At 38.9% G+C, this 25391-nt stretch carries 17 protein-coding genes; 7 read left to right on the top strand and 10 right to left on the bottom strand.

Annotated features, from left to right (window positions below; all coding sequences use genetic code 11):
* Positions 1-100: 100 nt before the first annotated feature.
* Positions 101-1126: a FecCD family ABC transporter permease gene (locus tag BW986_RS26575; RefSeq protein ID WP_076372475.1), complete on the bottom strand. Its 1026-nt coding sequence runs from the start codon at positions 1124-1126 to the stop codon at positions 101-103.
* Positions 1126-2187, bottom strand: a complete 1062-nt coding sequence (locus tag BW986_RS26570; protein WP_179086178.1) for a FecCD family ABC transporter permease — start codon at positions 2185-2187, stop codon at positions 1126-1128. Before BW986_RS26570 ends, BW986_RS26575 begins: the two co-directional genes overlap by 1 nt.
* Before the next feature lie 114 nt (positions 2188-2301).
* On the opposite strand from BW986_RS26570, the gene BW986_RS26565 reads away from it, so the two are divergent.
* Positions 2302-3303: an ABC transporter substrate-binding protein gene (locus tag BW986_RS26565; RefSeq protein WP_142244753.1), complete on the top strand. Its 1002-nt coding sequence runs from the start codon at positions 2302-2304 to the stop codon at positions 3301-3303.
* Positions 3304-3405: 102 nt separating this feature from the next.
* On the top strand, positions 3406-5127 hold the full coding sequence (locus BW986_RS26560) for an ABC transporter ATP-binding protein (RefSeq protein ID WP_076372471.1): 1722 nt from the start codon (positions 3406-3408) through the stop codon (positions 5125-5127).
* A gap of 100 nt (positions 5128-5227) precedes the next feature.
* Here the strand turns inward: BW986_RS26560 and pbp4b are convergent, their stop codons facing one another.
* Positions 5228-6601 carry a penicillin binding protein PBP4B gene (gene pbp4b, locus BW986_RS26555; RefSeq protein WP_397223195.1) on the bottom strand — a complete coding sequence of 458 codons (1374 nt, stop codon included), beginning with the start codon at positions 6599-6601 and terminating at the stop codon, positions 5228-5230.
* A gap of 1019 nt (positions 6602-7620) precedes the next feature.
* Here pbp4b and BW986_RS26550 point away from each other — a divergent pair.
* From BW986_RS26550 to BW986_RS26540, 3 genes are read left to right on the top strand one after another with little or no spacing between them, the layout of a single operon-like run.
* On the top strand, positions 7621-9189 hold the full coding sequence (locus BW986_RS26550) for a spore germination protein (protein WP_397223193.1): 1569 nt from the start codon (positions 7621-7623) through the stop codon (positions 9187-9189).
* Between the two features lie 26 nt (positions 9190-9215).
* Positions 9216-10319: a spore germination protein gene (locus tag BW986_RS26545; RefSeq protein ID WP_076372465.1), complete on the top strand. Its 1104-nt coding sequence runs from the start codon at positions 9216-9218 to the stop codon at positions 10317-10319.
* Positions 10303-11517 (top strand): Ger(x)C family spore germination protein, encoded by a 1215-nt coding sequence (locus tag BW986_RS26540; protein WP_076372463.1) that lies wholly within the window; start codon positions 10303-10305, stop codon positions 11515-11517. Before BW986_RS26545 ends, BW986_RS26540 begins: the two co-directional genes overlap by 17 nt.
* Positions 11518-11807: 290 nt before the next feature.
* Here the strand turns inward: BW986_RS26540 and BW986_RS26535 are convergent, their stop codons facing one another.
* The 3 genes from BW986_RS26535 to BW986_RS26525 all read right to left on the bottom strand — a co-directional run bounded on the left by BW986_RS26535 (position 11808) and on the right by BW986_RS26525 (position 17090).
* A complete protein-coding gene (locus BW986_RS26535; RefSeq protein ID WP_076372461.1) occupies positions 11808-14987 on the bottom strand; it encodes a biotin/lipoyl-containing protein in 3180 nt (1059 codons plus the stop codon).
* Between the two features lie 38 nt (positions 14988-15025).
* Positions 15026-15718 (bottom strand): coiled-coil domain-containing protein, encoded by a 693-nt coding sequence (locus BW986_RS26530; RefSeq protein ID WP_076372459.1) that lies wholly within the window; start codon positions 15716-15718, stop codon positions 15026-15028.
* Between the two features lie 1177 nt (positions 15719-16895).
* Positions 16896-17090 (bottom strand): hypothetical protein, encoded by a 195-nt coding sequence (locus BW986_RS26525; RefSeq protein ID WP_076372457.1) that lies wholly within the window; start codon positions 17088-17090, stop codon positions 16896-16898.
* A 332-nt stretch (positions 17091-17422) separates the two neighbouring features.
* Here BW986_RS26525 and BW986_RS26520 point away from each other — a divergent pair, with 332 nt between their 5' ends.
* Positions 17423-17770, top strand: a complete 348-nt coding sequence (locus tag BW986_RS26520) for a hypothetical protein (RefSeq protein ID WP_076372455.1) — start codon at positions 17423-17425, stop codon at positions 17768-17770.
* Between the two features lie 220 nt (positions 17771-17990).
* On the opposite strand, the gene gnd is transcribed toward BW986_RS26520, so the two are convergent.
* The 4 genes from gnd to BW986_RS26500 form a co-directional block, all read right to left on the bottom strand.
* Positions 17991-19394 carry a decarboxylating NADP(+)-dependent phosphogluconate dehydrogenase gene (gnd, locus tag BW986_RS26515; protein WP_076372453.1) on the bottom strand — a complete coding sequence of 468 codons (1404 nt, stop codon included), beginning with the start codon at positions 19392-19394 and terminating at the stop codon, positions 17991-17993.
* A 79-nt stretch (positions 19395-19473) separates the two neighbouring features.
* Positions 19474-20820, bottom strand: coding sequence for a GntP family permease (locus tag BW986_RS26510; RefSeq protein ID WP_076372451.1), 1347 nt, complete (start codon positions 20818-20820; stop codon positions 19474-19476).
* An 18-nt stretch (positions 20821-20838) separates the two neighbouring features.
* Positions 20839-22383 carry a gluconokinase gene (gene gntK, locus BW986_RS26505; protein WP_076372449.1) on the bottom strand — a complete coding sequence of 515 codons (1545 nt, stop codon included), beginning with the start codon at positions 22381-22383 and terminating at the stop codon, positions 20839-20841.
* Positions 22376-23107 (bottom strand): GntR family transcriptional regulator, encoded by a 732-nt coding sequence (locus BW986_RS26500; RefSeq protein WP_076372447.1) that lies wholly within the window; start codon positions 23105-23107, stop codon positions 22376-22378. Before BW986_RS26500 ends, gntK begins: the two co-directional genes overlap by 8 nt.
* Before the next feature lie 981 nt (positions 23108-24088).
* Here BW986_RS26500 and BW986_RS26495 point away from each other — a divergent pair.
* Positions 24089-25333 carry an MFS transporter gene (locus BW986_RS26495; protein WP_076372445.1) on the top strand — a complete coding sequence of 415 codons (1245 nt, stop codon included), beginning with the start codon at positions 24089-24091 and terminating at the stop codon, positions 25331-25333.
* Positions 25334-25391: the final 58 nt, after the last annotated feature.

Here is a 25391-nt window from a genome sequence, read left to right as displayed (position 1 = left end):
TATTCTTTGAAAACCCGTGAATGCAAAGAAGCCCATTCTCATTAACGTCCTGGAAAATGGGCTTTTTTTTCTGAAACTTTTATGTACTTCTCCATATATTCTAAATGTTTTTCAAGAGCAAGTAGATAAAATACGGCGCTCCTAAAATCGAAACGATAATCCCCACTGGCAATTCCATTGGGGCCATGATGACTCTTCCTAAAGTATCGGCAGATAACAGCAATAAGGAACCTAAGATTGCAGTCAGTGGCAGTAGTTTTGCATGTCTCGCCCCCACTAATCTCCTGGCTATATGCGGTGCAATCAGACCTAAAAAAGTAATGCCCCCGCCCACCGAAACGCATACACCTGCCAATGCGACAGAAATCAGCAATAAAAGCCTGCGTTCCTTTTCTATCTGTACTCCAACTCCAATGGCAATAGAGTCACCCAAGCGCAAAACATCCAATACTTTGGATTTATAAATCGCCAAAGGTATCAATACGACTAACCACGGTAATAACGCCCATACAAAAGTCCAATTCGTCCCCCAGATCGTCCCGGATAACCAGATTAATGCCTTCATGAAATTGTTCGGCTCCATTTTCATCTGGAAGATGACCAGGCCTGCACCGAATGCTGCATTAATTCCTATGCCCACCAATAATAGCCTCGCAGGCGTCACCCGTCCTTTTTTCCAAGATAGTGAATAAATTAAAAAAGCAGCAAGGAATGAACCCACTAAAGCAGTGAAAGGCATGATGAATACCGATGACCATCCCTTGAAAAATGCAGTGCCTTGGAAGAAGAACATATATAGTACAACTGTAAACCCTGCTCCTGAGTTGATGCCCAGAATACCAGGGTCAGCTAGGGGATTTTGAGAGATGCCTTGTAGAATGGCCCCTGAAATGGCAATTCCCATACCAACTAAAATAGCTAAAACGATTCTTGGTAAACGAAATTCCAAAATCGTTAACTCGTTTTGAGCAGTGCCATTTCCGGATAATGTGTTTACGACATCAATCAACGGAATCTTAATGTAGCCTGCATTAATACTAATGAAAAAGACCACGATGGTTAAAACGCCAGTTAATAAAAGCAGCTTCTTGAACATTCCCTCTTTTTGGGCTGAACGCTTATGCATCATAATCCCCTCCCTTCCTTACGTGCTAAATATAGGAAAAAGGGGACACCGATAATGGCGGTGATGGCTCCAACAGGCGTCTCGAATGGGGCATTCACCATACGCCCGACGATATCGGCCACGATCAATAGAACACCACCCAAAATTGCAGAACATGGAATGATCAGCCGATAATCATTCCCTACCAGAAACCTAGTAATGTGGGGGATGACCAAACCTATGAATCCTATCATTCCGGCTATCGATACCGCAGCTCCCGTCAGCAACAATACCACAATCGTTCCTATTAGTTTCACTATACTTGTATTTTGTCCAAGACCTTTCGCCACTTCTTCACCTAGGCTGAGAATAGAAATAGAACGGGAAAGGGCTAAAGCTAACAATAGCCCAGCCAATATAAATGGAAGCGTAAATAAAACATGCTGCGGCTGAACGCTTGAAACTCCCCCAGCAAACCAATAGCTTATATCCTTTGAAATATTGAATTTAATCCCGACAGCCGTAGAAAGTGAGCTAAGCAAAGACGTAATGGCCGAGCCCGCCAACGCGAGCTTTACAGGTGTAATGCCACCTCTCGAAAAAGATGTAATCCCGAAAACCAATGCAGCACCTAAACCTGCCCCTACAAAAGAGAACATCATTAAACCTAGGTAAGTGACACCGGGTATAGCCACGAGAGCAATTGCAATTAAAAATGAAGACCCCGCCGTTACCCCCATTATCGAAGGTGATGCCAATGGATTTCTTGTCATTCCCTGCATGATCGCTCCTGAAACGGCTAAGGCAGCTCCTACACATATTGCTGCGACCGCACGCGGAAACCTTAATTGCCGAATGATCGTATGGGCCGGATTATCTTCATCGAATTGAAATAATGCGTTATAAACATCACGATAATTTAAATCGGCAGCCCCAAAGTTAATCGAAGCCACAACCGAAATGAACAATAACCCAATACCTACTATCATTATTATCAAACTTACTAATCTATTTTTATATGTATTTAGCGGTATCTTATTTATTTGCGTTTTAGAATTCACCTTAACAACTACTCTCTCCATATTAAAATGCCAAAAATAACGATTGACAATCATTCGTTTCTATATTTAAATTAATTGAAATCGATAATCATTATCATCCACAGTGTATTTTAACATATCTTTAGGAGGATTCAAATGTATAAAGTAATGAGCACGAAAAAACTGTTGCAGGCGATGGGCGCTGGATTATTAGCACTTTCCTTAGCTGCCTGCGGTGACGAAGAAGCAACGGATAGTCAATCTTCCACAAATAAAACAGATCAAACCTCAACTAAAGACCAACAAGAAGAAGCCAAAACAAGAACCTTAACGGATGCAATGGGGAATAAGGTGGTTGTCCCAGCTAATCCGAAACGTGTCATCGCTACATATCTTGAAGATAATCTTGTCACTCTCGGAATTAAGCCTGTCGCTCAATGGAGTGTAAAAGATGGGGCAAGTGTACAAGGGTATTTACAAGACGAACTTGATGGAATCCCTACCATTCCACATGACCTTCCATTTGAAGCTGTTCAAAAAATGGAACCGGACTTAATCATCATGGACTCTGCCAGCATGGTTGAAGGCGGAAAGTATGAGCAATATAATAAGATCGCACCTACATATGTAATCGGTACCGAGGTAAACAATGACTGGCGTGATGAGCTTAAGCGCGTTGGAGAAGTATTTGGCAAAGAAGAAGCCGCTAAGGAAGCTTTAGAAAAGTATAATGCTAAAGCTGCAAAAGCAAAAGCAACGTTAAAAAAAGAAACGGATAATCCTTCTGTGGCAGCTATTTGGCTAGTGGGCGGAAAATTCTTCGTTGTAAGTGAAACACTTTCCAGCGGATCTGTAATGTACGAAGATTTAGGTTTGAAAGTTCCCGATGTGGTAAAAGAAATATCCGCTAGTGCAACAGGGAACTGGAGTGCCATTTCATTGGAGAAGTTAGTGGAATTGGACGCCGATCACCTTTTCTTGATCAATAGTGATGAATCCACTGGCTCTAAAGCCTTGAACGAATCATTATGGAAAAGCATACCAGCTGTTAAATCCGGAAATGTTCATGAGTTTTCTGCTGATGAAAGCTGGTTATACACTGGTGCAATCGCTAATGAACAAATCATTGATAATGTTTTAAAAAGTTTAGTGAAATAATAATTATGGCTATCACAGGCAGTGATGGCCTCTGCCTGTTTCCCCATAGGGGACCTATTTTGAATCATGTATGATGAAATCAAGGAAAAATGAGGATGTATCATGTCTACTGTTATCAAGCGTTTTTTAAATTATTATAAACCTTATAAAAGGCTATTTATTATTGATTTTTCATGTGCTGTTTTAATTGCCGTTTTAGAATTGGTCTTCCCTCTTGCAGTAAACCGAATAATAGACGATTTATTACCAACCAACAATTGGAAATACATAATAATAGCTTGCGTAGCGCTTCTTGCCATCTACTTATTAAGTACTCTATTAAACTTCATCGTTTCTTACTACGGACATAAACTTGGTATAAACATCGAAACGGACCTTAGGGAAAATCTATTCTCCAAGCTTCAAAAGCAATCCTTTAAATTTTTTGACAATAATAAAACAGGGCATTTAGTATCCAGGATGACGAATGATTTAATGGATATCGGGGAAATCGCACATCATGGTCCAGAGGATTTATTCATAGCGTTCATGACCATTTTTGGCGCCTTCTTCGTCATGTTCCAAATCAATTGGCAATTAGCCATCATCGTATTTACGGTTGTTCCCTTTTTAATCGTTTTATCCGTTTATTTCAGCCGTAAAATGACAAGGGCTTTCAAAATGATGTTCGGTGATATCGCGAATTATAATGCCCGTATCGAAAATAATATTAGCGGCATCCGCGTTGTCCAATCTTTTACTAAAGAAGATCATGAAATCCAGCTATTCAATCGCAGCAACTCAGAATTTCGCCTAACAAAGCTCCTTGCTTATAAAATCATGGCGTGGAGTACATCGATGAACTTCATTCTCATGAAATTGGTCGCCTTAACCGTGTTAGGCTGCGGGGCTTGGTATGTCATCCATGGAAAAATGACCTATGGGGAGTTCGTGGCATTCATCATGCTATCCAATATTTTCATAGCACCAATCAAACAAATCAGCTCGATTTTGGAAACCTTGCCCAAGGGTTATGCAGGGTTTAAAAGATACCTGGAACTGGTTGATATGTTCCCGGATATCCATGATGTCGAGGATGCAATCGAAGTTGATTCCGTAAAAGGTGATGTAGTTTTCGAGAATGTTTCTTTTGGCTATGAAACGGAAAGAACGATACTAAAAGATATCTCATTTTCTGTAACGGCAGGTAACACGATGGCATTGGTAGGTGCTTCAGGCGGTGGTAAAACAACATTATGCAGCTTGCTGCCCCGCTTCTACGATATCCAGTCAGGCAGCATCAAGATTGATGGCATCGATATCAGGGAATACAAATTGACTTCTTTACGAAAACATATCGGTATCGTTCAACAAGATGTTTTTTTATTTGATGGAACGATTCGGGATAACATCATGTACGGCAATACCGAGGCAACCGAAGCCCAATTGAACCAAGCCATCGAAGATGCTCAATTAAATGACTTGATCGAACAATTGCCCGAAGGCTTGGATACGTTGATTGGAGAACGTGGCGTGAAATTATCGGGAGGGCAAAAGCAGCGTGTCTCGATTGCTCGTATATTCCTGAAGAACCCACCGATATTAATCCTTGATGAAGCCACTTCAGCTCTAGACACCGAGACCGAAAAAGCAGTTCAGAAAGCATTGGAACGACTCTCGATAAATCGGACTACACTTGTCATTGCACATAGATTGGCGACAATTAAACACGCCGACCGCATCATCGTTGTACAAAATGGGGAAATCATCGAACAAGGTGCCCATGATAATTTGCTCCATCAAGACGGAGCTTACAAAAATTTGATCCTTGCCCAAACTGTATAAAAGATTAAAGTGTAGCTAAAAGAAATCCAGACATTCATGTAACAAGAATAAAGGCCTCCCGGCTTTAATCGGAGGCCTTTAACTTTATGGATATATATATTCATTCATTCGTTTCCATTGCCTCATAAATCGCAGTCACAACACTTCCATAGCTTCCTGTTTTGAAGAGGTCACCAAAAAACTGATTGGAATTGGCTACAGGGTTAACAAGCGGAGAGTGCTTTTTATTAGTTAGTAGCACAATCCCTAAATCCTTCTCCGGATCAATGATCGTGACCGTCCCAGTCCATCCAGTATGACCGTAGGCACTGTCGCTCGCATAAGGGCTGAACATCCACTCCATGCTAGCATCGCCATTTCGTCTCCACCCGAGTCCATATGTAGGATTCATCGCGGACGGTGCGATGAATTCATCGATGGTTTCTTGATCAAACAACATATGTTTACCGTATCCCCCGCCATTCAGCATCACCTGCAGGAGGACGGCCATATCTTTCGTATTGGAGAAAAGACCTGCATGCCCTGAAACTCCCCCCATCGAATAAAAGGCTTTTTCATCATGTACTTCCCCTTGAAGTGTGTATGTGCGAATGTTAGGGAAATCTATCACGCCGTCCCGGGTGTTACCAAGCAATTCAGTTGCAGCAAAATCCATTGGCTTAGAGCCCTTTTGAAGAGGATTGAACTTTGTATTCTTTAAACCAAGCGGTTTGTACAATTCATTTTCAACATAGGTGTCAAGCCGCATACCCGTTATTTCCTCAACAATGGTGCCAAGCAGCATATAATCGACATCACTGTATACATTCTGTGTTCCGGGTACATATGTGAGCGGTGTTTTGGAAATGAACTCGATGGTTTTATCCCGTTCCTGGGAGTAGAGTTCTTTCGAAACTTTTGGATTATGATATTGCGGATCAGGTCTAAAACCTGCAGTATGATGAAGAACATCAATAACCCTCAGATTGTCCTTTCCTTTGATCACATCCTCCTCCGTGTCTTTGAATTCTGGAATGTATTGCTGGACTCTTGCCTGGATATTAAGCTTTCCTTCGCTGACCAATTTCTGAATGGCAAAATTGGTTGCATACATCTTCGTGTTTGAAGCAAGGTCAAATAGCGTTTCATTTTCCATTTCCCGAAACTTTTTAAGAGGTGTATGTTCATTATATTTCTGTTTGTACCCGTAGCTTTCATTTTTAACGATTTTTCCGTCCTTTATGACAATCAGGGCAGCACCAGGGAAACCGGCAGCCACTTCCATTTCAATAAGCTGATCCACCTTTTCCAGCTTTTCAGACGAAAATCCCGCTTCTTCAGGTTTTTTCGCTTTCTTTAACATGGGATACTGGCTGGCAGTTTCCTTACTCACAGCGGCTTCCTGATTCGAATTTTCATTAGCGAAAGACACGGATGGTGCTAGTAAGGAAAGAGCCAGAATTGAACTAAGTGTGCAGCTTGTCCATATATTCACCATTTTTTCACCCCTTTAAAAATCGCACCTTAATAACTAAGGAACAACTTGCCTTTTGACCCATATCGAAAGATAATCTTCTCATTTATTCCGATCTATTTTGTGATAATCGTGTATCCTTTTCCGTTCCGGGTAGCGATTGGGTATCTTGTTCTCAAATTGATAAATGCTCAATTTTTACATAAGTAGATAAAACTTACAAATAATTCTCAATTTTTAGTATATATGTTTTTGAACATCATTTCAATTTGATATATATTTTTTTAAAAATGGCTCTTTTCGTAAAGATTGTTGTTTTTAAAACGAAACGATTTAAGGTTGATTGGAGCGGAAGTGCGAGACTCCTGCGGGAGCAGCGGGACAGGTGAGACCCCACAGGCGTTCACGCCGAGGAGGCTCACCGCCCGCCCCGCGGAAAGCGAGCATTGAAGGGGAAATCAACCACACCGCATTACTTGGTGAATAGCAACTAAGTATGCGAAAACAGCCTTTAAAATTATATTTCAAATCATGAGCATAAGTCTTCTCAATTTCAAGAGGAAAAGCCTATTATAAATCATTAATTAAAATACCCAGTAAAAGTACCGGTAAGAAAAAACCCTCTTTTTTACTTTCTAAAGCTTCACTCAACATCTCAATCAATTGTTTATTAAATCTCACTATAATCATTCGGATATGTCCCAGAAATTGATTTCTTTTCTTTCTCTCCTCCACTATATTCTAAATCACTTTTTCCACATAGCTAATACGAAGTATAAAGTGTTGCGAATACGCTAATGGCTTTTAACTTCATTGCATAAGAAACGCAGAAGATATTAATACTATTTGAGAAATAAAGGAATTTTACAGATTTCAGCTGCTATCTGAGACAAGTATAGGGTGATGAAAATGTGGAAAACGGTTGTTTCCTACCTTCCAGAATGGCAGGTTTTTATACAAGCTTTTATTGCGTTCGTTATTCCGTTTGTAATCAGCAAATTGTTTAATTGGCTTCGTACCTCAAAGGATGAGTGATGATGATGAAAGAGTGGATATCAAGGATTGGTAAAAAAGGAACAGGTACCGATAAAGACAAACAAGAAGCAAATACCTCCCAAGATGCAACGTGTCAGTTTACGGATAATTTTAATTTTAACCTTGAATGTGTTAAGCAAGAAATTGGCCATAATTGGGATGTGCATTTTCGGGAATTTAATCTAGGGCGTACCGGTATACGGTCAGTTATCATTTTTGCGGATGGACTATCGGATAAAGATCTCATTGATAAGCATATTATGCCTTCGTTGATGGCTGATTTTTCAGCAGAATATAACCAGGACCTTCCCTACCTCAAAGGAAGCATTTCAAAAGAATTTATAAAAAATGAAGTGTTATCCATTAGTGAAATAGAAGCAGTTCGTTCCATTAAAGAGTTAGCATCTAAAGTACTCACAGGTTCTACCGCTCTTTTAATTGATGGATCAATGGATGCGCTGATCCTTGGAACTACAAAACTTAAAACAAGGACGATCGAAGAGCCTGTATCAGAGGCGTTAGTCAGAGGCCCACGGGTCGGTTTCACTGAATCATTGAGTGATAATACCTCTTTTTTAAGGGGCAGTGGTGAAATCGAGAATTTATCCTTAGTAAAATTCCAAGTAGGAAAGCGTTCAAAAAAAGACTTGGTCGTCGCTTACATAAAAGATATTGTTGATCCCGAATTAGTTCAAGAGGTGGAAAACCGAATTAAGAAAATTGATATTGATAGTGTGCCGGAATCAGGTTATGTAGAGCAACTTATTGAAGATAATTACCTTAGTCCTTTTCCACAGGTACAAAATACAGAGCGTCCTGATCGCGTGATCGCTGCTTTGATGGAAGGTCGGGTAGCCATCTTATTAGATGGGACACCATTCGCTTTGATTGTTCCGGTTACCTTAAGCATGATGTTACAATCACCGGAAGATTATTATGAAAGGTGGATTCCTGGCACATTCATACGTATGCTTCGTTACCTCGCAGCTATTCTGGCCCTTTTTACACCGTCTTTGTATATAGCCTTTATCTCCTTTCATTCAGGGTTGATTCCGACCAAACTGGCCATCTCCATTATCGGAACCAGGTCCGGTGTACCGTTTCCGGCACTTATCGAAGCATTATTCATGGAAATATCCATCGAAATTTTGCGGGAAGCAGGACTGCGATTGCCTAAGCCGATCGGTCCCGCCATGGGAATTGTCGGCGGTTTAATCATTGGGGAAGCTGCTGTACAGGCAGGGATCGTTAGCCCTGTTTTGGTCATTGTAGTAGCGTTAACCGCTATTTCATCATTTTCCATTCCGCAATATAGTGCTGGGATTACCATACGGATTCTGCGTTTTCCAGCTATGATTTGTGCTGCCACATTTGGATTATACGGGGTCATCCTCTTTTTTCTTTTAATGAGCAGCCATTTAGTAAAATTAAAAAGCTTTGGTGTGCCTTTTTTGAGTCCAGCCGTTCCTTATCGCTTAAGTGAGTGGAAAGACCTGATGGTTCGCATGCCACTTATGATGATGAAACGCCGTCCAAAGATGATGCATACAAAAAACCCCATGCGTAAAGGATAACCTATCGGTGAAAGGGTGGTTAATGAATGATTCTCAGTCCGAAAGACAAAATTACAACTCCTCAAACAGCTGTCATTGTCATCAACTTCATACTCGGTACAGGATTACTCACCCTACCCAGATCATCTACGGAGAAGGTACATACACCAGATGTATGGATAAGCGTTATTTTAGGCGGAGTCATCGCGATTATCGCGGGGGTGATCATTGTCAAATTAAGCCAACAGTTTCCCAAAAAAACCGTTTATCAATACATCAACGATATTGTAGGAAAATGGGTCGGGAGTTTACTTAGTTTAGGCATCATATGTTATTTTCTTTTGACTTCCGGGTTTCAGCTCCGTTCAATGGCGGAGGTAGTAAAGTATTTACTTCTTGAAGGTACGCCTACCTGGGCAATTATCATGATGTTTATGTGGGTGGGCCTCTATCTGATCATCGGCGGCATTAACCCGATTGCCCGTCTTTTTGAAATTATATTGCCTTTGACAGTTATCCTTTTTTTGGTTGTTACCTTTATGAGCTTTAAAATATTTGAAATCGATAATCTGCGTCCGGTATTAGGAGAAGGAGTTATCCCTGTACTTAACGGAGTAAAAACTACGGCTCCCGCTTTTACAGGGGCTGAAATCATGTTACTGCTTCTTCCGTTTATGAATCAGCCAAAAAAAGCAGTAAAAGCAGTTATTGTTGGAGTTTCCATTCCACTGATTTTTTACGTGATAACGGTCGTAATGGTTATCGGGGCATTATCTATTGATGGAGTGGTCACGAGAACATGGCCGACACTTGATCTTATTCGAAGTTTTGAAGTCGCCGGTTTGATCTTTGAACGGTTTGATTCTTTATTGCTCGTGGTATGGATCATGCAAATTTTTTCCACATTCACCATATCATTTTATGCAGCTGCTTTAGGGCTGGCTCAACTTTCAAAAAAGAGCATTCACCCATTTATGTTTGGGTTGCTTCCAATTCTCTACATCATTGCAATGGTTCCGAAGAATATCAATGACCTCTTTAAAATTGGAGATTTCCTCGGCAATGTCGCACTGTTCTTATTTGGTTTACTGCCGCTTCTCCTGCTTATTATCTCAAGAGTAAAGGGAGAAAAATATGAAACAAACACATAAAAATATCCGGCCTCTCCTCGTTTCCCTCCCCGTTCTTTTGCTCTTATTTCTTACAGGATGTTGGAGCAGTCATGAAATTGAAGAGCAAAGTTTAGGAATAGGTTTGGCATTTGATACAGGCAAGAAGACCTTCGTTGAGAAAGAGTTAAATGAACAAGGGGATGGGTATTTGAGAAAAGACCTGCTTACTTCAACCTATCAAATTATCACTCCACAAGTAGCAAGTTCAACAACGAAACAAACCGGACCACAAAAAAAATCTTATGTGAATGTTTCTCAAACGGGAGATTCCGTCCTTCAAATGACTCGTGAATTATCATTGAGAAGTGAACAACCCTTAACCGCTCACCATATGAAAGTGATTGTTATAAGTGAAGAGCTTGCAAAATCGTATGGTTTGGAACAATTACTTGATCTTAATCTCCGCGATAATGATTTTAGACCAAGCTGTCTTGTGCTCATCAGTAAAGGAAGAGCAAGGAACACACTGGAAACAAAGACAGCAGGAGAAATTCCAGCGTTTCGTCTGGTTGGCATTGTGGAAAATGCCTATCGAACAGCGAGGATTTTGCCTCCTATGTCGCTAATTAAAATAGAAAGTAAGATCAAATCAGAATCTAGTTTTCTGTTGCAAAATGTACTATCAGTGAATGGGCAAGTCAAATTTGCTGGTGCTGCAGTGATCGATGGTAAGACACACAAAATGACTGGTTTTTTAAATGAGGAAGAACTGGAGGGCGTAACATGGATAACAGGTAAGGGAAAAGGCGGTGTAGTGAAAAGCTTTGATAAAGAAACCGGTCAGCTGATTGTGTTTGAGATAGAGTCCATGAAAAGCACTATCATACCAAGAGTTAATGGCGACAACATCTCTTTTGATGTAAACATTGAATCCGTGGGAAGACTGTCTGAAACTTGGGTGAATCAGGGAAATACTTTTAAAAATGAATTCCTAAAAAAAGCAGAAAAATCATCTGAAAAAGAAGTGAAACGCTTGGTGGGGAATGTATTGGAAAAAATGCAAAGAGAATACCAAGTGGACGTTGCTGGCTTCGGAAATCAATTAAGAATTGAGCACCCAAAAGTATGGAATAAGGTCAAAAAGAATTGGGACCAAACATTTAGTGAAACTCAGATCAACTACGATGTAAAATTAACGATTAATGATTATGGTACTTCAGGAGGATCAAAGAAATGAACCCTCAGGTAAAAACTTAGAGCTTCTAGCATTAAATGTTGAAAATGAAAACTTTTTCTTAGGATACAAGTACGACGAGCATGAAAAGGCCTCACACAGTAAACTGCGGAGGCCTTTTCCTTTAAATTGGGTTGTTTTCCACTCATACATAAAACCTTAACCGAAGCACCAAGTGGGAATTATTCCATTTATACCATGCAAATAAAACATAGCTTCTTTATCTATTCATATCCTAAATTCATTAATCAAATCCGGCTCTTGATATATTCATTTGAATCAATCAAACAAAATTAGCTTAATTCTACTTTAGTAATTTCAGATAAATATACCCCATTTAAAATCGAGTCTTCGTCTGCAACAACATATTCAATAACAGTCGGGCTTATGGTTCGAATATAAACAAAAGCTGAATCATCTACATGCCCAATTCGAAGCTTTTTCCTCTGTGCCTGCTTAATATCAAGCTGGTTGGTACTAGCTTCCGGCAGGCTTGTGTAATAAATTTCAAAATCTTCTTCTGACGCATCAATGAAAAGATGCCATATGTTATACTCTTCTTCTTGATCAATCACTGTTTTTAATTTCCCTTTTCTCCCGATGCCAAGAAAATACTTGAACTTTGATTCACCGTTGATCATATCGCGGTCAATAACTTTTATACTTCCGCCTTTTCTGCTTTGTAGAAGTCCAAAGGCAACGCCTGTTTTTCCTGTAGGGGCTGTTAAAATATCTCGGTTAACCACTCTGTTTCTCTCTTCTTGCTTTAAATAAGCGCCTTCCGTCCCCAGTGGTGGAAGAATCTCAAAAAGATTATCAGACACTTCTCCCCAATTTTGAGTTTTCTGCACTTCCCTTTCAATCCATTTATTAAATAGATTCATAACGACCGGGGATTTACTTGAATTACCCGCAAGCAGTATATTTACTTTATTAATTTTACTAGGTTCTGATCGGGCAAAAGCGCGCCTTAATGACTCAAAGAAATTTTTAATGCCTTTTTCAATTCTTTCCTCAATCAGTTGTTCCATTTCATCTTGATCGATCAAAAGTTCCACATTTAGTTTTGCGTGTCCGGCTTTGTCAAACAAGTCTGCCCGAATCATGCCTTTTCCAAACTGTTCTTCATACCGTTCATGCCTTTCCCAAAGCGGCCTTAATTTTTCTACCAATTGTTTCGTATTTAAGTAGGATTCTTGTGACTCATTAATCAGCGTTTCACTTCCTGGAAATTTGACACATTCTGCTGGGAGAGTATAAGGAATATTTAGCTCACGCATTGTTCTTTGGTTGTTTTTAAACACTTGGAACGCCAAAAGCTCTAGCATGTTCTCTCCACCTAAATAACGGTCCCCGCCCGCTGCAAAATGCTCGATGACATAATCATATCTGCTTTCTTTCAAGCCCGCTTCACGCCAAATACCAAAATCAAAATCTGTCGTTCCTCCGCCAAAATCAAACACACCATAGTACGTCTTTTCATCATCTTCCGGTTCAAACCCGTATTCCTGTAACGCACAAACGGCATAGGCAGCAGGTTCGCTCGCCCCAGCGGTTACGCGAAACTTTTTCATTAATTCTTCATCTTGCTGAATCGGCATAGGAAGCGTCTTTTTTAACCCACACTCAAAACACTTTATAATTTTTTCTCTTACCTCTTTTTCATACGTCACTGGAAAAGACAAGGTGTAGTCCAGGTATATCCCATTGTTCTGGTTATTGATATACAAACCGAGATAGTAAGCGTATAACTCAATTGGGTTGATTTCCTGGTCGGCTAAGTCCAGAAAGGAACGCAGTACAACGGCATATCCCCTCTTGTCTTTTAATCGGAGCTCGTTTCTCTTTTCTCCAGCCCACTGCTTTAGATTATTCAATATGGAATAATAATGGTCACTCTTTCCATTCATCAAATTGTTAAGAGCATTGTGGGAAACCGTCACATCCTGCCACCTTGTATCTGGCCTTCCTTCCTTTTCTTGATAAAGCTCCAGGAAATGTTCTAAATCAATAAATTCAATCACGGTTGGATTTTCATAATGCCAATCTTGTACTTCCGTGTTAAGGTAGCCAACCCCAATACGCATGGGAAGAGTAAAATCACTCTCCTCTTGATGAACGACCACTGTACTTTTGGTTCCAAAATCAATGCCAACTATGCCGTCCTCCCTAATATCCATTTTGGGGTTTCTGGCCATTATTTCTTCATTCAGTTTTATCGTTAAAGGTTTTTCATCAGATAGGACAGGCCATAAATCCCAATGTCCACGGTTTGGATCTGTTAGCATCTTTTCATCATATGTATCAATATCAGCTCTTACTTTTTCAGAGTTTAAAAGCTTCTCATAAAACGTCTTGGAATCGATAGCTATTGATGGCAATTCTTTTAGAAAACTTTCATGATCTAAACCCTTTAATTGATACAATGCCAGCAAATAATCATACTCCTTCTGGCGTTCTGCGCTTAATCCACTTGGTACTAAACGGTTTTCCAGCCAGAGATGGAGAGCCACTTGATCATTGATTCCAAAGGCATTTTCCCCATCTAAACGGAAAACGGGAACGAAAAATCCTTTGCCCAGCAAATTGTTTTTTTGATTTACTACATCGAAACTTTGAATGTCGTACCCGTTGAATTTAAACGCTATTGATTTAGAAGAGTTAGCCGTTTGATTGGCAAATATCCTTGAAATGGAAGGATTTTTACTCGTGGAGTAATCCTCTAAAGCTATTATTTTCTTATATATAGGGTGATCGGTTGTATTGAAACTTTTGGCAGCTTCTTCCCTTGTCATGGCATCACCTTTAAAACCGGAGACGTCCAGATGCTCTTTGTAGTCAAAATCTTCGTCCATTAATTCATAGTATTTTCTATAAGGAAATAAAGCTGCAATGTTGTGATCATATATAACATTCCCGTTATTCATGTAAACCCATCTGGAACGGAGCATCTTTTTAATATCTTGAAAGAAGCTCGCTTCATCTTTAAAAAAGGTTTCTTCTGCACTCTGATATAAATGGCTGATTAAAGATCTCACTTCTTTATAAGTCATTGAAATGGTTGAGACTGGAACGGTTTGGGAATCAGGCGAGTATAAAACCGGCTCTTCGTTCATTAAGTATATAGAACTGTCTATGTTATTTTTTTCAGCTAAACTTGTAACGTTCTCAAGGGGCTCTTCATCTTCTATCATTTCTTGCTTTTCAACTTCTATTATTAATTCTTCTGAAAGAGCTTCTCCAGAATCCAAATAACATATCAGATCACCAATCTTGACTATAGTGTCCTCCGCTACATTCAATTCTTTAAGGGTACCTTCTTTTTCTGAAAAAAGGTCAAATTCGATGCCCTCACAGCTGAATTTGGCTAAGCTTTCGCCCACCGTAATATAATCGCCCGGCTGTTTATACCATTGCATAAGAAGGATTTTTTCAATGCCTTCTTCAATCTCTGGGATAATAATCGATGTCATTGTTATTTCTCCTTTATTTTCATTCTCTTTTTCGCCTGCTAAATTCTCACAACGGATTTTTTAATGGTTTTACCATTAATGCTCATATATCCTGGCAGCAGGATGTCCGTAATGTTCCCGGATATTTTGCTATTGAGGGCTCTTATGTACAAGTCTTCTCTGAAGACCTCATTCATTTTCACTTCCTGTAAATTATATAAAGGAGTATCGTATGTTTTACTGTATTGTTGAAAGAAATACTGAAAAAGATCAAGCAAAATAACTCTTTCCTGCTCCCGCCCTTCCATAATCTCGTTTTTTATAAAATCCCACAAAGATGAAATGTTTTCATATTGCACACCACAGACAATAAATTCCTGCACTGAACCGCCCTTGAAGATCCCTTTCAAGGAATTTTTAGTGGTTTCTGATAATTGTTGAACAGCTTCGAAAAGTTCTTCTGCTTCCCGATAGTCTGCTCTTCTCTTTTGCAATTCATTAAAATAGGATTCCATTTTCTCATTTAGTAGGTCGATCATTATTCGGTACTCACTAATTTCCTCTTTTTTCGACTCAATCTCTTGCTGGAGCTTTGCAATTTCTTTTTCTTTTTCTCTCAGCAGCTCCTTAGGTACCCCCATTTGACTAAACGAGCCCGATTCTGCTATTGCTTTTATCTTTTCAATGACCCTTTCGTCTTGAAGGGAAACCATTAATGCCTCAATAAAATCATCCTCTAGTTCTTTATTCATCTTTACACTCCTTTCAAAGTGTTAACCGACCATGAATACAACTTAAGCTTGCTCAGCTGTTTTTGTACAAATAGTCCACCTGCGCTTTCAGATAAAAATTTTCTTCCTCAATATTTACTGATTCGATATACCACGCTGGTCTTCTAATGGCTCATTATTTTTAATTTTTTTACCCAATTAGCTATTTGCACATCACTTTTTTGCAACTTTACGCTTTATTATTCTGTATATGCATGAAAGGTTTGCCCCTTTTTTCCCAAAGAAAAATCCCCTCCCAGATAGACTGTTAGGAGAATACAACCATAACTTATATTATAAGAAAGCAGTAGTGAGATTACTTTTTTTCATCAAAAATACGTATATAACGGATTAAAGATGTATTGATAATATGATGTTTACTATCACTTTTTACAATAAAATACTCACAGAGTTCCATCCTTTTTAGGACTTCTTGTAAAACATCCTCTTTTTTACTGCTCATTCCTTTTTTTATTTTCTCCCACTTAACATCAGCGTCAAGAGTATAACAAACATAGAATTCCTTTAACAGGTTAATCTTCCCCTTAAATGCTTTAGTTTCTTAACTGTTTTTTTTGATAAAATTCTTATCCAAGAAATAAAGAGCAATATTGTTAAAGCTAGAGACAAATTACGATAACTTTATTTAGATACCCATCTGTTGTATGCAAGAACATTTTGTTTAATATCTAATCCAAATTCATAATTTTCAGGCTCAAATCATGTACATCCTATTTTATTTTTCCTCAATCCGATATACTACCTCATGAGTACCACTTAATAATATTCGGCATGATCATATTGTTTAAGTGGGTTGAAATAACTAGGCTTTAAACCTCCTGACAAATTACGTGAGGAATTACTTGCAGTTACATTGCTTTTAAATGTGACGGTAACATTTCATTTCAGCCAGGCAGTTCTTTAATGTAGGAGTAGAATTGAAAAGAATCCAACAAAAGGCCACCCATCAATAAACTGTGGGAGACCTTCGACTTTAAAGATATTCATATGTTAGGTGAGCACTCATTTCTGAATCCCCGTTTCCCCCTATATTAAGGCTTTGAGCAAAATGCAATATTATTAAAAAAAGGAAGAACCCGAACAAAAAAAGCCCTTCTCTTTTGAGATGGACTTTACTATTAAAGGGCTTGGCTTGATGCTAGTGGGTTCTTGATTGTTCGCATACATCGGAATAGGAACGACCATGTTTGCATGGAAGCTTAAACAAATTATCCATAACAGCAGTAACACAATCTTCGCAATAATAATTGACGAACTCCCTGCCTTGTTCAAAAATTGGTGTCATCGTATCCATGTCAGCCCATTTAAAACAGTAAATACACATTTGCCTCATGATCTATCACTCCTTTATTATTTGAAAATAATTAGTAATAATCAAAAGAAGAATATGAGCCACTAGTAGACATTATTCAGGAAACGATACTATTTCGTAAAGGACCCCTAATATAATGAAGGTAGCAGTGTGAATAAACTGCTATAAACCGATATCCTTTATATACCACTTATACTGAGTATTAAACCTCCCAAAAAACATTATCTTTTACACCAAGACTTTTTCTCTTTTAGTAGAAGTTCTCCCAGGTTTCAATTTTGTGTTTATTCCGTTTGCTGATTGGAAATAAGATAATAAATCTTTTAACTATAATCAGAGTGGGAGTGATATTTATGACAAGGCGTTCCAACAAAATCAAACATAAAGCAAAAACTACTTTGAATAAAGTAAAGACTAATATTAAGGAAACATTATTTAATATCGCAGACACTCCATCAACATCTGTACAACAATTGGCTGATTTCATACAACATCACCCTGATGCAAAAGTCACCAAGAAACAAATGCTTGGAATTTCCTATACCTTCCATAGTTTAGAAACAGAAGGGTATAATTATTATTTAGAAACAAATAAATCTAAAATTTTGCAGTTGGATGGACATTATCAGGATAAAAAAATTGTATCTTATCGATCATATAGGGATTATCATCAATTAAATGCACCATTTAAAATGCCATAACTAAAATTTCCAGCCTCTTAATTCCAGCCTGCGGGATCTCCCCTGGACACGCTTTTCCCGCAGGAGTCCCGCACACCCCCTCCAATTTAAAAATTGAGATAGCCCCCCTTTTGTTACATAAGAAAAAGAGCTGCCAAAGCAACTCTCTTATTGAAGTAAAGTACTTGTCTTAAATTCATGAACGGTTATTGAAAAATGACTGTTTCTTTGTCACTTTCCATCACTGCCAGTTTGTGTGAAAGACTCCTGCCAAATCACGTCGTTCATAGGTATGTGCACCAAAATAATCACGTTGTGCCTGCAAAAGACTAGCATTTGAAATGCCTGTTCGATAACTATCGTAATAAGAAAGTGAAGCGCTTAAGCATGGGAACGAGATACCGGAGTTTATTCCCTCACAGACAACCTTTCGCAATCCTACCTGATAATCTGTAACCTTTTCGGCAAAATATGGTGAGATCAATAAATTAGCCAGATCCGGCTGCTTTTGATAGGCTTCGCTAATGACGTTTAAAAATTCTGCACGAATGATGCAGCCACCGCGGAAAATCAGCGCAATATCTTTTAAAGGCAAATCCCATCCGTTAAGTTCAGAAGTCATTTTATATTGAGTGAAACCTTGCGCGTATGCACAAACTTTTCCCATATATAATGCTTGTCTAATATAGTCAATCCACTCATTTTTATCTAAATTTTGCTGATTGTTCTCAGGGCCTGTTAGAATATTTTCTGCTTTAACCCGTTCTTCTTTTAAAGCGGAAATGTAACGAGCAAACAAAGACTCTGTAATAATCGATGCTGGAATTCCGTTATCAATTGCTTGCATGCTGGTCCATTTGCCTGTGCCTTTTTGTCCTGCTTTATCAAGGATCACATCGATCAAGGGTAAGCCCGTTACTTCATCTTTTTTCCTTAAGATTTCAGCAGTGATTTCGATTAAATAACTTTTCAGTTCACCTTGATTCCATGTTTCAAAGATGTCAGCAATTTCATTAACTTCCAAATGCAGCTTTTCTCTCAAAAACGTATAGGTTTCGGCAATTAATTGCATATCTGCATACTCAATCCCGTTATGTACCATTTTCACAAAATGACCTGCTCCTTTAGGACCGATGTAGGTACAGCAAGGGTCATCATTTACTTGTGCTGCGATTTTTGTCAGAATCGGAGCGACTTTTTCATAGGCCTCTTTATCTCCACCCGGCATGATTGAAGGTCCCTTTAGCGCCCCTACTTCCCCACCAGAAATACCGATTCCCAAATAACTGATTCCTTTGGATATCAATTCATCATATCTGCGTTCAGTATCTTCGTAATGGGAGTTGCCGCCGTCCATGATAATATCGCCTGATTCAAGATGAGGAAGTAATGAATGGATAACCGAGTCGATCGGCTTACCCGCAGTAACCATTAGAAAAATCTTTCTTGGAGTTTCCAGAGACTGAACAAAGTCTTGAATTTCGTAATACGGATGGAGCGACTGGCTGTCCAATTCAGCAACAAGCTGATCCGTTAAATCTCGTGTGTAGTTATAGACAGCTACTTGTTCCCCTTTATTAGCCATATTTAAAGCGATATTACTGCCCATTACCCCTAAACCAATGACACCAATTGTATTGTACATATATTTCTGCTCCTTCTATGTTAAGAATAATAGGCAGTAAATCCCTGCCATAAGTGAGGGATTTACTGCCGGGAAAGGCTTATACAAATAAGCTTAGTAATAGAATGAATCCTAATCCAGCTACTGAAATGATCGTCTCAAGCAAGGTCCATGTTGCAAATGTTTCTTTCATGCTTAAACCAAAATATTCTTTAAACATCCAGAAACCAGCATCGTTAACGTGTGAAGCAATTAAACTTCCCGCTCCTGTAGCAAGCACAACTAGAGCAAGGTTAACGTCCGTCTGACCTAACATCGGAATTACTAAACCAGCTGTCGTTAAGGCAGCAACGGTAGCAGATCCTAAGGAAATACGCAGGATTGCCGCGATGATCCAGGCAAGCAAGATTGGTGATAATGATGTTCCTTTGAATAATTCAGCTACATAATCACCTACACCGCCGTCGATCAATACTTGCTTGAAGGCTCCTCCGCCCCCTATGATTAAAAGCATCATTCCGATATGCAAGATTGCTGATGTACAAGATTCCATAATATCTTTCATTGGAATCTTTCTTGCTAATCCCATTGAATAGACCGCAAATAACAAGGAAAGCAACATGGAAGTACCGGCTTCACCAATAAAACGGATAGCTGCTAGTAGACCATTATCTTCAAATCCCATTGTTTTTTGCATCAAAGTGATAATCGTAGCAATTGACATTAATATAACCGGAAGTAAAGCTGTAAATACACTGATTCCAAATCCAGGTGTTTCTTCAAGTTTAAATGATTTTTGTTCTCCTAAAGAGGCAATGCTGCCTGTTTTCGTAAATGATTCAGGTACTAATCTTTTAGCTATCTTCGTAAATACTGGTCCAGCTAAAATAACGGTTGGAACCGCAATAATGAAACCGTAAAGTAAAACTTGACCAATGTCTGCACCATATTCACCAGCGATGACGGTTGGCCCTGGATGCGGCGGTAAGAAACCGTGCGTTACTGATAATGCCGCTACCATTGGAATACCAAGATACAATATCGAAACTTTCAATTCCCTTGAAATTGCAAATACGATTGGAATTAATAATACTAATCCCACTTCAAAAAACAATGCGACACCGATAATAAATGATGCTGCCACGACTGCCCATTGAATATTCTTTTCACCAAATTTTTTAACAAGGGTCATGGCAATGCGCTGCGCGCCGCCTGAATCTGCGATCAACTTACCCAACATCGCTCCAAGTCCAAAGATTAACGCTAAGTGACCAAGTGTTCCGCCTAATCCAGCTTCAATGGTTTTGACAATTCCATCAAGTGGCATCCCAAGTGCTAAAGCCACTCCAAACGATACAATGATCAAGGAAATAAAGGTGTTTAATTTTAAGCCCATTATTAAAATTAATAAAGCAACAATTCCTAAAGCGACAATAACTAATGGCATTGTAATCCCTCCATGTCTTTACTTTGTAGCATTTATTAAGTTTCTTTGATAATTCGCAATCTGTGTATATTCGTTTTCCAATACCCTTGATAGGTTAATAAAAATCGGCAGTAGTTGCCTATATTCTTTTACAGAATCATCCTTCGGTGTGTGCTTGTGGGTATTGCCTATCATTTCGGAAACCACTTCAAAGGAATCAATTTCCCCGGTTGCATATAACCCCAATATACAAGCACCCAGGCACGAACTTTCGTAGCTTTCTGGAACCACGACTTCCGATTCGAAAATATCGGACATCATTTGCCGCCAAACAGCCGACCTTGCGAAGCCTCCCGTAGCTTGAATTCGGGTAACGGGACCGTCCATACATTCGGTTAAGGCTAAAAATACCGTATATAAATTGTAAATGACCCCTTCTAGAGCCGCCCGAATCATATGTTCTTTCTTATGCGACAGTGTTAATCCGAAAAATGACCCCCGTACATCCGGATTCCATAATGGTGCACGTTCACCTGCAAGATATGGATGGAATAACAATCCATCAGCGCCTGGTCTTACACGTTCGGCAATCTTGGTCAAGACTTCATAAGCATCGATGCCAAGCCTTTTAGCTGTTTCTACCTCGGAAGAAGCAAATTCATCGCGAATCCAGCGAAGGACCATCCCGCCATTGTTTACCGGCCCGCCAATCACCCAATGCTTTTCCGTTAAGGCATAGCAAAAGATTCTTCCTTTTTCGTCTGTTTTCGGCTCGTCTATAATCGTCCGAATCGCACCGCTTGTCCCAATCGTGACAGCGATTTCACCTTTCCGGATCGCGTTTACACCTAGATTTGAAAGAACACCATCACTTGCCCCAATAACAAAGGGGGTCTGTGGATCAATCCCGATCTGTTTTGCTAAATCCGTGTCACAGTTGTTAAAGACCTTTGTTGTTGGTACGAGCTCAGATAATTGTCCACGCGTTATTCCGGCAATTCTCAAGGCTTCTTCATCCCAATCCAAATTTTTGAGATTCATCATGCCCATAGATGAAGCAAGGGAATAATCGACAACATATTGATCAAAGAACTTTTTAAAGATATATTCTTTAATCCCGATATACTTTTTAACATGGGTTGCGATCTCTGGATGATCATTCACGATCCAGGTGATTTTGGATAGTGGAGACATCGGGTGTATCGGTGTTCCGGTTCGTTTGTAAACTTCATGCCCATCCAATTCATCTTTTATTTTATGCGCCCAAGCTTCACTGCGATTATCTGCCCAAGTGATGCAACGGGTCAGCGGCTGGTCATTTTCATCCATGGCTATAACACTATGCATCGCACTGCTAAATGAAATAAATGATATCTTTTTATCTGGATGCTGTTTCGTTATATTTGTAAAGGCTTTCAAAACGGCCTGAAAAATCTCTTCAGGGTCTTGTTCCGCTGTTGTCATATCCGGTGTGTAAAGAGGATAACCAATATTCTCCTGCTCGATGACATCGCCTTTTTTCGTGAATAATACAGCTTTTGTACTTGTTGTACCGATGTCTACACCTAACATATAGCTAGTCATTTTCTTGTTCGACTCCTTTTGAAAGCATCTGTTGGGCCATCCATAAGTCTTCAACTTTCTCTTGAACATCATCAAAGTTTTCATGTAGCGACTTAATCATGAGGTCCCGATCTTTTGTTCTGATTGCATCAATATAAAGTTGATGGTTATTTATGATCCGTGTAAAGTCTTCATACTTTTCTTTAAAACGACTGCGCATGGATAGAAGAATCAAACTTTCCATCACAGGTTTTAAATTATCCCAGATCATGAGGATATAGGAATGATCGATGGACCGAATAATCGTTTCGTGGAATAGGACATCCTGATAGGAAAACTCATCAGCATCTCGGTATTTTATGGAAATTTTCATCATTTCCAATATTTTACTGAGCTCCATCACTAATTCATTCGTTTCCATCCTTACTAGCCGTTCAAATACAAACGTTTCGATGAGAATACGCACATCATAAATTTCTGCATATTTTTTTTCTGTTAAACCAATGACAACCGCACCCATTCTTTCCAATCGGATGATATTTTCAGAGGCCAATATTTTTAACGCTTCACGAACTGGTGAGCGACTTACACCGAAATCGGCAGCTATTTTATTTTCAGATAGGATGGCACCGCTTTCAATCATCCCCGAAATAATACGCATTCTAAGCTCGGATGTTACACGATCACCTGCTGAAGCTTTTGAAAGCCACTTTACAGGATATAGAAACTCCTTTGATTCAGCCATAAATTCACCTTCCAATAGAGTTCAAGTACACTTGTATACAAGTATTTTATAATAAAAATAATGAATAATGCAAGCATTTTGAATGTAACTAGATCTTGTTAATATAAGTAAAAAATGTTAGAAGGCTCTGGTGAAAAATGAAACGGAAACACGGAATGGCATTATCCTGTTTAATTTAGGATCATCCAGCTACTCCGAACAACTTTTCTATTCTATCCGTTTACATGGAAAGAGGAGCATGTCCATATAAATAGTTTCCTGTCATGATTATTCTTTTATTCGACATCGAATTCGCCTCATTTTTTATCAGATCATTGTATTTGATAATACCCATTATTTTTTCTATCCCCTTCATTCCAGCAAAACCTGTGTCGTCCACCGGTAAAACCTTATCGGCTTAGCTTCTTCCTGCTCCGATAAGTTTATTCCCTTCTTAGGTTACTTCTAATTGCTGACCGTCAAGCCTGGCCTCTTCACCTTTTGTATCGCAAAAAGAACGCCTTTCCCCCTTTAAAATTTCCGGTAATGATGTAATTGGGGTGATGTCGGTATCATTCCCTTCTTTATGCAAATCATTTTCTACAAAGGTTTAGCTGTGTCCATTATTCGGGGGTTAGTTCAATTTTACTGGACAACATTATAAAGACTGATTGAAGAGTTTACAAACTGTGTATAAAAGAAGCCTGCGACACCCCCTCCTTTACTGCCCATAATTTTGTCCATCAGGTTTTTAAGTCAATTAATAATTTTGCCGTTCAGATAGGTTTGATTCATGTTTATCATCTAGTCAAATGAACCTTGCATCAGAACCCATTAAAAAAGATGAGCGAAATATTAAATAATTTAATAATTTGTTTATTGCGAAACACTAGGGATAAATATATAATTATGGACAAGTCCTTTATTATCCGTAAATAAATGGAGGTGGAATTAGGCTTGTTACCAACTTAATTTTCCCAATATTTCAAAAAGGTGGTTACCATGGAGAAAATACAAATGAGCAATGGTAAACGTAATTTCATATTTTCGTTGTTATTTCTTGGATGGATTGTTGATTCATTGACGTTGTTTGGTATGAATGTCGCAATTATACCTATTAGTCAAGAATTGCATTTATCCCAAACGCAGAGTGGAATGGTAATTAGTAGTTTTTGGTTAAGCAGTGCTTGCATAACACTTTTAGCTGGGTGGTTTGCAGACAAGTTCGGTTCGAGAAAAGTGATTGTAATAGCGGTATTCATCATATCACTATTTTCATTGTTAACAGGTATGGTTGGTTCATTTGTAGCGATTTTAGCGATTCGATTGATTCTTGGATTAGGTGATGGTGGATTGCCTACAGGTAGCAGTGTTGCCATAACGGAAATTTACAAAAGGGAAGTTCGTGCAAGAGTGAAGTCGATTTTACTTGCCGCTCAGTTAATTGGCGGGGTGCTTGCTTTGTACATTTCCGGTTTAATCGTGGACACTTGGGGATGGCGTGTCATGTTTTACCTTATTGGTGGCATTGGTCTTGTCGTAACACTTTTATTATTTAAATATTACAATCCACCTAAGGTTATTAAAACAACACTTGAAGGTAATACCTATCCAAAAATCCCGATGAAAGACTTATATAAAAGTAAGTTACTATGGGGCCTCGTCATTATGTATTTTTGTTCAAGTATTGTGCATTGGGGCTTCTCTTCATGGCTACCTTCTTATTTGGAGCAAACACGTGATTTAAATTTAAAGACAGTTGGCTCTCTTGCAATGATTCCACAAGCATTCGGATTGTTATCCGCTATTTTAACAGGCTATTTAATTGATAAATCGTTGGCAGGTAAAGAAAAGTTCATCATATTAATTGGCGCTGTCATATCTGGCATTTTTTTACTTTTGATGTTTAAGGCACCTTCTATTCAATTAGCCATCACATATCAAAGTATTTTCTCTTTCGGAGATTCAGCGATTGCTATGGCAATCATATCTATACCGCTTAAATACGTATCGCAAAATGTAATTGGATCATTTATGGGAACGATGTACTTTACTGGAGGATTGGCAGGGTTTATTGCTCCAACAGTAATGGGCGCACTTATAGATGCATTTGAAGGGTCGTTCCAAGCAGCGTTTTTCTTCCTGATAGGCGCATTAGTTGTAGTATTGATTGGTGCTGTATTGTTTAAATTACCGAAAGACAATACTAGTATTTTTGAAAGCACCTCACAAGAAGTAAAAGCATAAGGCAAATTAATTGCAAATTTTCTTATTGATTTAGCAAAGCTACCAAGGGGTGAATGAA

The sequence above is a fragment of the Peribacillus simplex genome (assembly GCF_900156045.1).
Lineage (GTDB): Bacteria > Bacillota > Bacilli > Bacillales > DSM-1321 > Peribacillus > Peribacillus simplex_D.
The sequence above is the reverse complement of the archived record's forward strand: the minus strand, read 5'-3'. Positions and strand labels throughout refer to the sequence as shown.

What these genes read in the sequence shown, in the direction of transcription:
- BW986_RS26575 (WP_076372475.1), bottom strand. Translation starts at nt 1,126, where the DNA reads ATGCATAAGCGTTCAGCCCAAAAAGAGGGAATGTTCAAGAAGCTGCTT.
- BW986_RS26570 (WP_179086178.1), bottom strand. Translation starts at nt 2,187, where the DNA reads ATGGAGAGAGTAGTTGTTAAGGTGAATTCTAAAACGCAAATAAATAAG.
- BW986_RS26565 (WP_142244753.1), top strand. Translation starts at nt 2,302, where the DNA reads ATGTATAAAGTAATGAGCACGAAAAAACTGTTGCAGGCGATGGGCGCT.
- BW986_RS26560 (WP_076372471.1), top strand. Translation starts at nt 3,406, where the DNA reads ATGTCTACTGTTATCAAGCGTTTTTTAAATTATTATAAACCTTATAAA.
- BW986_RS26550 (WP_397223193.1), top strand. Translation starts at nt 7,621, where the DNA reads ATGAAAGAGTGGATATCAAGGATTGGTAAAAAAGGAACAGGTACCGAT.
- BW986_RS26545 (WP_076372465.1), top strand. Translation starts at nt 9,216, where the DNA reads ATGATTCTCAGTCCGAAAGACAAAATTACAACTCCTCAAACAGCTGTC.
- BW986_RS26540 (WP_076372463.1), top strand. Translation starts at nt 10,303, where the DNA reads ATGAAACAAACACATAAAAATATCCGGCCTCTCCTCGTTTCCCTCCCC.
- BW986_RS26535 (WP_076372461.1), bottom strand. Translation starts at nt 14,987, where the DNA reads ATGACATCGATTATTATCCCAGAGATTGAAGAAGGCATTGAAAAAATC.
- BW986_RS26530 (WP_076372459.1), bottom strand. Translation starts at nt 15,718, where the DNA reads ATGAATAAAGAACTAGAGGATGATTTTATTGAGGCATTAATGGTTTCC.
- BW986_RS26525 (WP_076372457.1), bottom strand. Translation starts at nt 17,090, where the DNA reads ATGAGGCAAATGTGTATTTACTGTTTTAAATGGGCTGACATGGATACG.
- BW986_RS26520 (WP_076372455.1), top strand. Translation starts at nt 17,423, where the DNA reads ATGACAAGGCGTTCCAACAAAATCAAACATAAAGCAAAAACTACTTTG.
- gnd (WP_076372453.1), bottom strand. Translation starts at nt 19,394, where the DNA reads ATGTACAATACAATTGGTGTCATTGGTTTAGGGGTAATGGGCAGTAAT.
- BW986_RS26510 (WP_076372451.1), bottom strand. Translation starts at nt 20,820, where the DNA reads ATGCCATTAGTTATTGTCGCTTTAGGAATTGTTGCTTTATTAATTTTA.
- gntK (WP_076372449.1), bottom strand. Translation starts at nt 22,383, where the DNA reads ATGACTAGCTATATGTTAGGTGTAGACATCGGTACAACAAGTACAAAA.
- BW986_RS26500 (WP_076372447.1), bottom strand. Translation starts at nt 23,107, where the DNA reads ATGGCTGAATCAAAGGAGTTTCTATATCCTGTAAAGTGGCTTTCAAAA.
- BW986_RS26495 (WP_076372445.1), top strand. Translation starts at nt 24,089, where the DNA reads ATGGAGAAAATACAAATGAGCAATGGTAAACGTAATTTCATATTTTCG.